The following is a 12,373-nucleotide window of genomic DNA, read 5'->3' on the forward strand; positions in this document are numbered from 1 at the left end:
TAATGCGTTAGCTACGGCACTGCAGGGGTCAAAGCCCGCAACACCTAGCACCCATCGTTTACGGCGTGGACTACCAGGGTATCTAATCCTGTTTGCTCCCCACGCTTTCGCGTCTCAGCGTCAGTTAGCTTCCAGATGGCCGCCTTCGCCATAGGTGTTCCTCTCGATATCTACGAATTTCACCTCTACACCGGGAATTCCACAACCCTCTCCGGGACTCAAGGCCTACAGTATCAGATGCACTTCCTGGGTTGAGCCCAGGGCTTTCACATCTGACTTAACTGACCGCCTACACGCTCTTTACGCCCAATAATTCCGAACAACGCTTGCACCCTCCGTATTACCGCGGCTGCTGGCACGGAGTTAGCCGGTGCTTCCTCTCGTGGTACCGTCAAGGTTCAACGCTGTTAACGCTAAACCCTTCTTCCCACTTGACAGAGCTTTACAACCCGAAGGCCTTCCTCACTCACGCGGCGTTGCTGCGTCAGGGTTTCCCCCATTGCGCAATATTCCTCACTGCTGCCTCCCGTAGGAGTCTGGACCGTGTTCCAGTTCCAGTGTGGCTGATCATCCTCTCAGACCAGCTAACCATCATGGCCTTGGTGAGCCTTTACCTCACCAACAAGCTAATGGTACGCGGGCTCATCCTCAAGTAGCAACTTACATGTAGCGGTCACCTTTGATCACCACGTCCGAGGACACGGCGATGTTATCGGGTATTAGCTGTCCTTTCAGACAGTTATCCCCGTCTCAAGGGTAGATTACCCACGCGTTACTCACCCGTGCGCCACTTTACTCTCTCAGCCGAAACTGAGATTTCTCGTTCGACTTGCATGTGTTAGGCACGCCGCCAGCGTTCGTTCTGAGCCAGGATCAAACTCTCCAGTTTATTTCTTACTAAACCGTGATTGACCCGCAAGGCATGTACTCACTATTTAGATTTCAAAGAACAATTTGTTACGTACTTCTTAATTTTCAGTCTATCTTTTCTTGCTGCGTTTGTCAAGATTGTTTGTCGTGCAGCAGAGAAACCATTTTATACTACTTGGCGGCTGACTTGTCAATCTTTATTTTGATGGGCTTCGTAAAACCTGACTTTGAGCCCCTCAACCGCTGAACCGCCAGCTTACTCATTTCAGCGCCACCGTCAAGAAGAATCCTGAAGATTCCGCGCCGCCCAGCCCCTCATCAGGTAACCGGTACAGCAAGGCGCCATCATATGTATTTCAGCGGGAAAGTCAACAAGAATCTTCAGGGAATTTAGACTCAACCGAATCTCTGATGGGCCTCCGAATCATCAACCGATGACAGGGCCATCGTCGCGCACTTCGGCGGGAAAGTCTACAAGAATCTTGCAGGAACTTCGAGCCAGCCGAGCCCTCATTGGGGAATCGGACCAGCAGCCGATCTAGTAGATTATTATCCATCTCCGCGCGAAAGTCAACCAAAAAAACAGCCGACTACTCTTCCACGGGCACACGCAGCCTCTGAATACTTCTGCACGCGCCCGTCGAGGGATCCAGGTGCAGGAGGGCCCCCATAATCACGGGGTTCTTACGGGCCGGACTAAAACGCTCGGGGAGACCCGTGAGAAAACGATGCAGCACCGGGCCCTTCTTCATCCCCAAAATGGAATTCACGGACCCCGTCATGCCCAGATCCGTGATGTAGCCTGTTCCACCCGGAAGCACTTGCTCGTCGGCGGTTTGAATGTGGGTATGGGTTCCCAATACCGCGGATACGCGCCCATCGAGAAACCAGCCCATGGCCACCTTCTCGGATGTAGCCTCGGCGTGAAAGTCAATGATTCGCACACGCGGTCCGTCGTTCATTTCGGCCAATGCTCGTTCCGCGGCGAGGAAAGGGCAATCCACGGGCGGCATAAAGACCCTCCCCTGGAGGTTGATCACCGCCACCTCGGGAATCCCAGCTTTGCGGTAAACATTCAACCCGCGACCAGGTACGCCGTCAGGGTAATTGAGAGGGCGTAACAGGTTGGGATTCTCGTCGAGGTAAGGATAAATCTCTCTTTGCTTCCAGATGTGGTTCCCGGACGTGAGAACATGGATACCCATGTCGAACAGCTCATCGGCCACTTCCGGTGTGACACCCATACCACCGGCCGCGTTTTCGGCATTGGCGAGCACAATATCGATGGAAAATTCGGACTTGAGATCGTTCAGGCGTTTACGAAGCGCCTGACGGCCCGCGCTTCCACAGATGTCGCCAAAAAAGGCCAGCTTCAAGCTTCATCCTACTTCGCGTATTCTACGGATCGCGTTTCTCGAATCACGGTAACTTTGATCTGGCCGGGATATACCAGCTCGTTTTCGATCTTCTTTGCGATTTCCCGGCTCAGCATGACGGAGTCTTCGTCGTTGATCTTGTCGCTTTCCACAATGATCCTCAATTCCCGGCCTGCCTGAATGGCGTAGGATTTTTCGACGCCCCGGCATTCATTAGCGATTCGTTCCAGATCGGCAAGTCGCTTGACGTACGTCTCCAACATTTCACGGCGAGCGCCCGGTCGCGCTCCGGAAAGCGTATCCGACGCCTGCACCAGGATATCCAGAATGGAGGAAGCAGGGACTTCTTCGTGATGAGCGGCCACCGCCTGGACCACTTTTGGAGATTCTCCGTGCTTCTTGAGCAAATCAGCGCCTATGGCGGCGTGGGATCCTTCGATTTCGTGATCCACCGCCTTGCCGATGTCGTGGAGGAGACCGGCGCGCTTGGCTTGTTTGACATTGAGGTTCAATTCAGAAGCCATGATTCCGCAAAGAAAAGCGACTTCCAGGGAGTGCTGGAGAACGTTTTGGCCGTAGCTGGAACGGTATTTCAACTTGCCGATCAGACGCTGAAGCTCCGGACTGATGCCATGAACTCCCACATCAAAGGTGGCCTGTTCCCCGGCTTCTCGTATGGAGGTTTCCAACTCCTGGCTTACTTTCTTCACTACTTCCTCGATGCGAGCCGGATGGATCCTGCCGTCATTGATGAGCCGTTCGAGCGTTATTTTGGCCACTTCCCTTCGTATGGGGTTGAACCCGCTCAGGATGACCGCCTCGGGCGTGTCATCTATGATGAGATCCACACCGGTGGCGGCTTCCAGGGCGCGTATATTTCGACCTTCTCGCCCGATGATGCGGCCCTTCATTTCATCGCTGGGGAGGGTGACCACCGAGACGGACTTCTCCATGATGTAGTCTCCGGCGTAACGTTTGACCGCCAAGGCAAGGATCTCCTTGGATCGCTTGTCCGACGTTTCCCGGGTCTCGTTTTCGATCTGCTTGATCAGCTTGGCGCCTTCGTGGCGCGCTTCGTTTTCCATGGCCCGCAGAAGAAAGGTCTTTGCGTCGGTCGAGGTAATGCCGGCGAGGCTCTCTAGGTGGGCCCGTTGCTCCTCGATGAGCGATTGAACTTCTTTTTCCTTGGCGGCGAGATTGCGGTCTCGATCGCGTAGTGATTGGTCCTTTCGGGACACCTCTTGGTCTTTCTTCTCCAGAAGGTCGGTTCGTTTATCCAGGGTCTCTTCTTTCTGAACCAGCCTTTTCTCCAGCTTCTGAAGTTCCCCGCGGCGATCTTTGGTCTCTTTTTCAAAATCAAGCTTCATGCGAAAGAGGGTGTCTTTTGTCTGAAGCATTGCATCCTTTTTTGCCGTTTCGGCTTCTTTCTTTGCCTCCTCGATGATTCGCTGGGACAGCTTGTCGATGGACTCGATCTTGGATTCAACCATCTTCTTTCTAAGAAAAAATCCTACGATCAGGCCCGCGCCGAATAAGAGGAAGAATCCGACGATAATCAGCGTTGATTCCATATTTTTCATCTCCTAAGGTGGCCTGCGCGATGGAAAATAATCGCGTCCGGGCCTGTAAGGCCGGAGGGCGACAGGACGCCATAAAAGGCTACATGTCTTGGCTTCAGAGGCGAACTAGAAATACACGAAGGCGATGTTCGAAAGGAAGGAGATATCGCCGGATAGAGAACAAAGGCGTGATGAACGGGACCGAAACTTACTTTTAGTATAAGCGTAGATACGCTGCTCTTGCGATGGTACTCAGCATCCGAAAAGAGTGATCATCTAAGTGAACATCTATTTTTATACTCGGAATCGTTCCGTTAAGTTCTCTTGGTCCAGGCAGTGATTCGTGTACCCGGTGGGGATTGCCCACACATGTCCGGCTCGGGCCCGAGAGTGGAGAGTGACCCCGACGTCATGGCGAGCTAACGAACCAACCTTAAAGATGTGTATCTCAATCCTCTTCTTTCGGCAATTCGAGCTGATCGATCTTGCTGATAATCCTCTTGGACCTCGCCTCCAAAGCGCGTTGCATGACCTGCGCGGAGTCTCTGACCTCGAAATAGTCGCTTGCTACGTTTAAAGCCGCCAATGCCATCAAATTGGCACGAGGGGCGTTTTGGGAAACGGATTTAACTTCGTCGTACTTTCGCTGAAGGTATTCAGCCAGTGCCGATACCTGAGATTCATCCGCCTCAGATCTTACGGATATCTCCATGCCGAAAACGACGATGTTATATGCTTTCTTCACCTTTTGGCGTTCAGTATATTAGAACTGTTTGAGCGATTCAAACTTGTTTAGGAGTTCACCGATCCGACGACCCACGGTCTCCTTTTCCTGAGTCAATTCGGAAATCCTCGTTTCAAGACTGGTGATATTTCCATCCTTCTCGGCAATAATTTGAAGCAACTCTTCATTTTTCTTAAGTAGGGATGCAAATGTTGTCAACAAGTGATCTATCTTGGCTTCAAGTCTGTCAAACTCCTGCAATTCCATTACCATAACCTCTCATATCGATTCGAATTATTGATAGCACCAGGGTAAAAGTCAAGTCTTTTTGTGAAATCAACAGATTGAACAGGGCCGGGCGATCCCTGCCGGACAACGGAAGGCGTCTGGAGCGATGGAAGGATGGCGGAAACAAGAGTGCTTCCCCAGGCAAAAGAAAGAAAAAGGCGACGCATGCCCGGGAGCATGGGAAACGTTTCGCAACGAACGGGGGTGTGACTAGAATTCACAAACACGCGCCCCAATAAAAGACCGGACAGTGTAGTCCTGGAAGATGCGCGCAGGAAATATGCATTTCTGTATGGCTTTCAGCTCACTGTTTTGATGGAAAAGGATACTGTATGTCTTCGGGACCTCATTTTATGGCGAACTCTACCCCTAATAATAAAGAAAGGCAAGCTTATGCTTGCCCTTCTTGAAAACGCTTGATTGTGCTTTTAGACGGAGATAGGAAACTATGCGCTGAGTCGGCGCTCCGCAACCTTGAGGCGAACTATCGCTCGTCTCAACTCTACCTCCGCCTGAAGGAAGTCGAGACCTTCCTGTTTCGCCTTTCGAAGGCGTTCCTCAGCCCTTTCGCGAGCCCGCCTGGCGCGATCCACATCGATATCCCGGGCCGCCTCGGCCGCTTCGGCCAAGATGGTTACCTTTTCCGATTGGACCTCGACATAACCGCCGCTAATGGCAAAGTAATTCGTCTCGCTTCCGTCACGATAGTACATCTCTCCGATGCGCAGGGAGGTCAGGAAAGGAATATGACCAGGCAATACACCGAATTCACCATCATAGCCTGGTGCAACCACAATGTCGACCTCCCGGCTGGCTACCACTCTATCCGGAGTGACCACCTCAAGTAGAATCTTGTTTGCCATACCGTTCCTTTTAGTCTTGAGCGAGACGTTTGGCCTTCTCGATGGCTTGCTCTATCGTGCCGACCATGTAAAAAGCTTGTTCGGGAAGATCGTCGTGCTTGCCTTGAACGATTTCCTTGAACGCCCGAACCGTGTCCGCAACCTTCACATATGCGCCCTTTTGTCCTGTAAATTCCTCCGCCACGTGAAAGGGCTGAGAAAGAAATCGTTGGATCTTGCGGGCGCGGGAAACCGTCAGTTTGTCTTCGTCAGAGAGCTCGTCCATACCGAGAATGGCGATGATATCCTGAAGGTCTTTGTACTTCTGGAGAATCTGCTGGACCTGCCTTGCGGTCGAGTAATGCTCCTCGCCAAGTACGTTGGGGTCCAGGATTCGTGACGTGGAATCCAACGGATCCACGGCCGGATAGATTCCCAGCTCGACGATCTGCCTGGAGAGAACCACGGTTCCATCCAAATGGGAGAAGGTCGTAGCCGGCGCCGGGTCCGTGAGGTCGTCGGCAGGGACGTACACACACTGGACCGACGTGATGGAACCTTTGGTTGTGGAGGTAATACGTTCTTGAAGTTCACCGAGGTCCGTTCCCAGGGTCGGTTGGTACCCCACAGCGGAAGGCATGCGGCCCAGGGTTGCAGAAACCTCGGAACCCGCCTGGGTGAATCGGAAGATGTTGTCAACAAAAAGAAGAACGTCCTGTCCCTGCTCGTCACGGAAATACTCGGCTGCGGTAAGGGCCGAAATAGCGACTCGGGCTCGAGCTCCGGGGGGTTCCGTCATCTGGCCGTAAATCAGGGCCGCTCTGGGGAGAACTCCGGAGTCCTTCATTTCGTGGTACAGGTCGTTGCCTTCACGGGTCCGCTCGCCAACGCCCGCAAACACGGAAATACCACCGTGTTGCATGGCGATGTTATGGATCATTTCCATCATGACCACGGTCTTTCCGACACCAGCGCCGCCAAACATCCCCATCTTGCCGCCGCGTGGGAACGGGACCAAGAGATCGATGACTTTGACGCCTGTTTCGAGGACATTGACGGATGTGTCCTGATCCACGAAGGAAGGCGCTGGTCTGTGGATGGGGTAATAGGTCTTGGCCTTCACAGGCCCAAGGCCGTCCACGGGCCTTCCGACGACGTTCAAAACACGTCCCAGGGTTTCCTCGCCTACAGGCATCTGGATCGGGTTTTCCGTGTCTTTTGTTTTCATGCCCCGCACGAGACCGTCGGTCACGTCCATGGCTATTGTGCGCACCATGTTGTCGCCTAGGTGCTGCGCTACTTCTAAAACCAGGTTGTCTACTTCATCGTTGATGGCCGGATTGGAAACGAGCAGAGCCGTGAGGATGTTGGGTAATTTCCCTTCCTCGAATTGAACGTCTACCACCGGTCCGATAACCTGGGAGATTGTTCCGATATTCATGGCGGTTGAAACCTCCTGTCTGATTAACCTTTCAATGCCTCCGCACCACCGACAATGTCCATGAGTTCAGTAGTAATGGATGCTTGGCGTGCTTTGTTGTATACGAGAGTCAATCTGTCAAGCATGTCTTTGCAGTTCGATTGAGCATTGTCCATGGCGGTCATTCGAGCTGCATGTTCGGCGGCAACCGCCTCCAGCAACACGCTCATGATTTGCACATTCATATTTTTCGGCAGCAGCTCGATGAGGAGTTGCTCCGCCGAAGGCTCACACAGATATTCCACTAACCGGGGTGGTTCCTCGCCGGGCGCGCAGGCCAGGGGGGCCATTGGGGCCAGCCTTCTGAGCCTTGGTCTCTGAACGCCGACGTTGATGAACTCGGCATGGAGAACATAGATTTCGTCGAGTTCTTCGACAAGATACCCGTCGATACTCTTCTGGGCGATCTCTTGTGCGACGGTGTAGTCGTAACTTCCATAATAATCCGTGTAGGTGGCCCGGAAACCGACTTTCCGTCGTCTGAAAAAGTCCCGACCCTTGCGGCCAATGACCGTGAGTAGCGGGGTTCGCCCGTCGGCCTGTTGTTGCCGCATCCACTTCTGAGCGAAGTTGATCAGGTTGGTGTTGTAACTTCCACATAGACCGCGATCGGATGTAACCAGAATGAGTTCTACGTTCTTGATCTCTTCTCTGGATACCAGCAATGGATGAATATCCGGATCGCACCTCAGGGACAAGCCTTCGAGGACCTCGGACATCTTATCGGCGTACGGTTTGAATTGCTCCATTTTGGTCTGGGCCCCGCGAAGCTTGGCAGCGGAGACCATGTTCATCGCCTTGGTAATCTGCTTCGTCTTTTTGACGGCAGATATTTTTCGTTTGACGTCTCTGAGTGATGGCATGAGCGTTCCCTGTTACGCCGCAGGTTGGAAGATTTGGTCAAACTCGCCAATGACCTTTTTGAGCTTGCTATCCAGGTCATCGCTGATGACTTTCTTTTGAGCAATCTCGGTCAACACATCCGCGTACTTGCTCTCGACGAACTCGAACAGCTGTGTCTCAAATGCCTGCACCGCGTTGAGCGGATATTTGTCCAAGTATCCTCGAGTGCCGGCATACAGTATAAGGACCTGCTTTTCCGCCGGCATGGGCTGATATTGAGGCTGTTTAAGCAGTTCCACGAGACGCATTCCTCGGTTCAGCTGGGATTGGGTCGCCTTGTCGAGCTCGCTTCCGAACTGGGCGAACGCTTCGAGTTCACGGAATTGGGCAAGATCGAGACGGAGAGAACCAGCGACCTGTTTCATGGCTTTGGTCTGGGCGCTGCCGCCCACCCGGCTGACACTCAGGCCGACGTTGATGGCGGGGCGGACGCCGGAGAAGAAAAGACTCGGCTCCAGGTATACCTGACCGTCGGTGATCGAGATCACGTTCGTAGGAATGTAAGCCGAAACGTCACCCGCTTGCGTCTCGATGATCGGGAGCGCCGTCAGGGATCCGCCTCCTAACTCGTCGTTCAATTTGGCCGCACGTTCCAGTAGACGGGAGTGGTTATAAAAGATGTCACCGGGGAAGGCCTCGCGACCGGGCGGGCGCCTGAGCAGAAGAGAAACCTGCCTGTAAGCCACCGCCTGCTTGCTGAGGTCGTCATAAATGATAAGCGCGTGCTCGCCTCTATCTCTATAGTATTCGCCCATGGCGCATCCCGCGTAAGGGGCGACGTACTGCATCGTGGCCGGATCGGAAGCGGTCGCGCAAACTACGGTCGTGTATTCCATGGCGCCATTCCGACGAAAAACCTCCACGACTTGCGCCACGGTGGACTTCTTTTGCCCGACCGCAACGTAGATGCACTTTACGTTCTGTCCTTTCTGGTTCAGGATGGCATCCACACAGATGGCGGTCTTTCCGATCTGACGGTCGCCGATAATGAGTTCCCGCTGTCCCCGTCCGATGGGCGTCATGGCGTCGATGGCCTTGAGACCGGTGAACATGGGCTCTCTAACACTTTGACGTGCAATAACGCCCGGGGCCACTTTTTCCACGCGACGATACTCGGTGGCTTCTACGGGACCTTTGCCGTCTATGGGGGCGCCAACGGCGTCCAGCACCCGTCCAAGTACGGGCTCGCCCACGGGAACCTCGGCGATTCGACCCGTACGTTTGACCATATCTCCTTCTTTGATGTGGGTAACTTCACCGAGAATGGCCACACCCACGCTGTCTTCCTCGAGGTTGAGCGCAAGACCCAAGATGCCGCCGGGGAATTCCAAAAGCTCCATGGCCATGCAGTTCTCGACGCCGTATACCTTGGCGACGCCGTCCCCGACGCTCAACACAGTGCCCGTCTCGGATACATCTACGGCTTTCGTGTATCGCTCGATCTGCTCTTTAATTACCTGACTGATTTCATCTGCTTTTATTTCCATAGAGCCTATTCACCCCTCTTCAAAGATTCTTTGATACTCAGTAACTGAGTTCGAACGCTTCCGTCAAAATTCAGATCACCCACTCGTGTAACAATTCCGCCGATGAGAGAAGGATCCACTTCCAGTTTCAGCCGAATTTGCTTGTTGGTGATTTTAGCTATGGCGTCCTGAACTTGTTTGACAACCTCGCCGGATAGATCCGTTGCGGAGATGATAGTCGCCGTGCTGATCCCCTGGAGTTCATCGGTCAGCTTACGGTAGAATTCGTTGATTTCCCCCGTAAAGCGTACGCGGTTCTTTTCCAACAAGAGTTTCAAAAAGTTGCTCGAAATAGGCGTATAGCCCGCTTTTTCGAGAACGAATTCGAGAACTTTCTTGCGGTTATGAAGGTTGTAAAGAGGATTGGTCAGGGAATCAACAACCTGCTTGTTCTCCTTCAAGAAGGTGGCGAAGTCGTTGAGTTCTTCCCCGTACTTGAGATAGTGGCCATCTTCCTTGCCGATGGCCAGCAAGGCCCTGGCATAACGTCTTGCTATAGCTTTGCTGCTCACGCCGTTTCCACCACCTTTGCAATGTATTCGTCGACGAGTCGTTTCTCATCGTCTTTGTTCATGTTTTTCCGGATAATATCTTCAGCCATGGCCGTGGCGAGATCCGCAACTTCGGCTTGAAGTTCCATTTTAGCCTTCTTGATTTCCTGCTGAATGGCCCAACGCGCTTGTTCTTCAATTCGCCGGCCGGTCAGTTTGGCCTGTTCGATGATCTTTGCTTTTTCAGCCTCGCCCTCTTTCACGTATTCAGCGATGACGACTTCGCGCTGCTTTTCGATTTCCTGGACCTTTTTCTTGAAATCGACCAGCATGGCCTCGCCTTCCGTTCTCTTCTTCTCCAACTCATCCAACTCGCGCTTTATGGTCGCACGCCGATCAGAGAGAAACCTGGGAAGCGGTTTCCTGAGGAGGAAAAAAAGGACGAAAAAGACGACACCAAAGCATACGGTGCGGTACAGGAGGTCCCATAGCTTCTCAGAGGAAGCGCCGTGCGACGCAGCTTCGCCCACTGCATGCTCACCGGCCGGATCGGACGCTAAAACCAGGGTGGCCAGCGAGCACAGAAAAAAGACCGCTAGCAAAGCAGCGGCGTATTTACCAGAGGATCTACTGAATGCATTCATCCGATTTGTCTCCCGAGAATCTTGGTGACGAGCTCCCGCGCGAAAAAATGGATCTGGGATTGGAGCGTTTTTCGGGCGGCCGTGATATCGGCGGCAATATGAGCTTTGACGTCGGATATTTTGGCTTCCATCTGAGCGTTGATTTCATCCAGGAGACGTTCCTGTTCCTTGTGACCTTCCTGTTTCAGAGCCTCCTTCTCTTCAAATCCCTTCTTTCGGGCGAGATTGGTCAGATCGGCGATTTCATTCTTCTGCTCTTCGATCTGTTGCCCCAGGCGTTTGATGTCCAGGAGAAACCCGTCAACGCGCTGTTTCCTCTCCGCGAGGATACGGCGGATGGGACGATAGAGAATAATGTTCAGAATCCAAAGAAGGAAGAGGAAGTTGACCATCTGGAGCAACAGCGACTTATCAATATCAACCATCTAGAGGCCACTCCTTTTGAGAATGTGAAAAGAAGAACGTTCTCAAACAATGTGGATTTCGTAACTCATTTTGGAGGCATTGTCAAAGATTTTTTTCGCCGGTGCCCCCGCTTTCCAAAAAAGCGAAACAAACACAGCTCATTATTTAAAGAGAAATCGACGCATGCTGATATTCATGAGCAGCCCCAACGCGAAGAGGGTGGTGACCGCGTTGGAACCGCCATAGGAGATCAATGGCAGGGGGATTCCGACCACCGGCATTATCCCGGTCACCATTCCGATATTGATCACCATGGGCCAAAATATCATGGCAACGATCCCCACGGTGAGTAAGGCTCCAAACGTGTCTTTAGATCGTCTCCCAACCCTCAATCCCCAGGCAATCAGGGCCAGGTACAACAGGATCACGAGGACCGATCCCAGAAACCCCCACTCTTCCGCCAATACGGAAAACGCAAAGTCCGTATGATGCTCAGGGAGGAAGTTCAGATTACTCTGTGTGCTGGAGAGGAATCCCTTGCCCGCCATGCGGCCGGAGCCCACGGCTATTTTAGACTGAGTTACGTGATACCCAGCCCCGAGCGGGTCCCAGTCCGGGTTGAAAAAGGTCAATATTCTACTCTTCTGGTACTGCTTGAGCATTTTCCATACGAAAGGTAAGGAGGTCAGCAGAATTCCCGCGAATGCGGCAACCACTTGCCAGCGAACGCGTATGAACAACACGATGGAGCCTCCTACGAAAAAAAACATAATGGCCGTACCCAAATCCGGCTCCTTCAGAATGAGCAGGGCGGGGGCCCCCATCACACAAACCGGCAAGATAAGATCCCGGAAGCCCAGACTCTCATGCAGGTCCTTTCGGTAGAAGATACGAGCCAATACTATGATCAATGTCAGTTTGGCCAGTTCCGAGGGCTGGACTGTCATGGGACCCAGGACCAACCAGCGTTTGGATCCTGATACCGTAGGTCCGATGACCAGGGTAGCTGCGAGAAGAAGTAAAGTGACCCCGTAAAGCGGCAGTGCAAACTGTTCAAGTGTGTGATAATTGAACAATAAACTTAGAAATACAATGGCAAACCCAATAGTAAACCACATAAGTTGTTTATAGAATATGGTCTTTCCCATGGATAAGACTGTTGTACTATACAGGTTGGCAAGGCCTACCACACACAGCACCACCATCATAACAAGCAATACCCAGTCGAAATGTTTGACCAGCCTTCGGTCGAACATAACGTATCC

The 12,373-nt window shown here is 52.7% G+C and carries 12 protein-coding genes and 1 rRNA gene; all 13 read right to left on the minus strand.

Features of this window, described 5'->3' with window-relative positions; genetic code table 11:
• A 16S ribosomal RNA gene (locus tag HY788_11855) occupies positions 1-889 on the minus strand; the annotation flags it as partial.
• A 571-nt stretch (positions 890-1,460) separates the two neighbouring features.
• Complete coding sequence (locus tag HY788_11860) at positions 1,461-2,246, minus strand: TIGR00282 family metallophosphoesterase (protein ID MBI4774852.1); 786 nt, start codon at positions 2,244-2,246, stop codon at positions 1,461-1,463.
• A gap of 8 nt (positions 2,247-2,254) precedes the next feature.
• A complete protein-coding gene (rny, locus tag HY788_11865; protein MBI4774853.1) occupies positions 2,255-3,817 on the minus strand; it encodes a ribonuclease Y in 1,563 nt (520 codons plus the stop codon).
• A 436-nt stretch (positions 3,818-4,253) separates the two neighbouring features.
• Positions 4,254-4,550, minus strand: coding sequence for a cell division protein ZapA (locus HY788_11870; protein MBI4774854.1), 297 nt, complete (start codon positions 4,548-4,550; stop codon positions 4,254-4,256).
• 18 nt (positions 4,551-4,568) lie between these two features.
• Positions 4,569-4,802 carry a cell division protein ZapB gene (gene zapB, locus HY788_11875; protein MBI4774855.1) on the minus strand — a complete coding sequence of 78 codons (234 nt, stop codon included), beginning with the start codon at positions 4,800-4,802 and terminating at the stop codon, positions 4,569-4,571.
• A gap of 461 nt (positions 4,803-5,263) precedes the next feature.
• Positions 5,264-5,680, minus strand: coding sequence for a F0F1 ATP synthase subunit epsilon (locus HY788_11880; GenBank protein ID MBI4774856.1), 417 nt, complete (start codon positions 5,678-5,680; stop codon positions 5,264-5,266).
• Positions 5,681-5,690: 10 nt separating this feature from the next.
• Positions 5,691-7,100, minus strand: a complete 1,410-nt coding sequence (gene atpD / locus HY788_11885; GenBank protein ID MBI4774857.1) for a F0F1 ATP synthase subunit beta — start codon at positions 7,098-7,100, stop codon at positions 5,691-5,693.
• A gap of 23 nt (positions 7,101-7,123) precedes the next feature.
• Positions 7,124-8,002: an ATP synthase F1 subunit gamma gene (gene atpG / locus HY788_11890; protein MBI4774858.1), complete on the minus strand. Its 879-nt coding sequence runs from the start codon at positions 8,000-8,002 to the stop codon at positions 7,124-7,126.
• A gap of 12 nt (positions 8,003-8,014) precedes the next feature.
• Positions 8,015-9,529, minus strand: a complete 1,515-nt coding sequence (locus HY788_11895; protein ID MBI4774859.1) for a F0F1 ATP synthase subunit alpha — start codon at positions 9,527-9,529, stop codon at positions 8,015-8,017.
• A 5-nt stretch (positions 9,530-9,534) separates the two neighbouring features.
• On the minus strand, positions 9,535-10,080 hold the full coding sequence (gene atpH / locus HY788_11900) for an ATP synthase F1 subunit delta (GenBank protein ID MBI4774860.1): 546 nt from the start codon (positions 10,078-10,080) through the stop codon (positions 9,535-9,537).
• On the minus strand, positions 10,077-10,703 hold the full coding sequence (gene atpF, locus HY788_11905; GenBank protein MBI4774861.1) for a F0F1 ATP synthase subunit B: 627 nt from the start codon (positions 10,701-10,703) through the stop codon (positions 10,077-10,079). The genes atpH and atpF overlap by 4 nt, the downstream gene beginning before the upstream one ends.
• Positions 10,700-11,128, minus strand: coding sequence for an ATP synthase F0 subunit B (locus tag HY788_11910; GenBank protein ID MBI4774862.1), 429 nt, complete (start codon positions 11,126-11,128; stop codon positions 10,700-10,702). Before HY788_11910 ends, atpF begins: the two co-directional genes overlap by 4 nt.
• A 141-nt stretch (positions 11,129-11,269) precedes the next feature.
• Positions 11,270-12,364, minus strand: coding sequence for a rod shape-determining protein RodA (rodA, locus tag HY788_11915; GenBank protein MBI4774863.1), 1,095 nt, complete (start codon positions 12,362-12,364; stop codon positions 11,270-11,272).
• Positions 12,365-12,373 lie beyond the last annotated feature (9 nt).

The organism is Deltaproteobacteria bacterium (assembly GCA_016208165.1).
Lineage (GTDB): Bacteria > Desulfobacterota > Desulfarculia > JACQYL01 > JACQYL01 > JACQYL01.

What these genes read in the sequence shown, in the direction of transcription:
- rny (MBI4774853.1), bottom strand. Translation starts at nt 3,817, where the DNA reads ATGGAATCAACGCTGATTATCGTCGGATTCTTCCTCTTATTCGGCGCG.
- zapB (MBI4774855.1), bottom strand. Translation starts at nt 4,802, where the DNA reads ATGGTAATGGAATTGCAGGAGTTTGACAGACTTGAAGCCAAGATAGAT.
- HY788_11880 (MBI4774856.1), bottom strand. Translation starts at nt 5,680, where the DNA reads ATGGCAAACAAGATTCTACTTGAGGTGGTCACTCCGGATAGAGTGGTA.
- atpD (MBI4774857.1), bottom strand. Translation starts at nt 7,100, where the DNA reads ATGAATATCGGAACAATCTCCCAGGTTATCGGACCGGTGGTAGACGTT.
- atpG (MBI4774858.1), bottom strand. Translation starts at nt 8,002, where the DNA reads ATGCCATCACTCAGAGACGTCAAACGAAAAATATCTGCCGTCAAAAAG.
- HY788_11895 (MBI4774859.1), bottom strand. Translation starts at nt 9,529, where the DNA reads ATGGAAATAAAAGCAGATGAAATCAGTCAGGTAATTAAAGAGCAGATC.
- atpF (MBI4774861.1), bottom strand. Translation starts at nt 10,703, where the DNA reads ATGAATGCATTCAGTAGATCCTCTGGTAAATACGCCGCTGCTTTGCTA.
- HY788_11910 (MBI4774862.1), bottom strand. Translation starts at nt 11,128, where the DNA reads ATGGTTGATATTGATAAGTCGCTGTTGCTCCAGATGGTCAACTTCCTC.
- rodA (MBI4774863.1), bottom strand. Translation starts at nt 12,364, where the DNA reads ATGTTCGACCGAAGGCTGGTCAAACATTTCGACTGGGTATTGCTTGTT.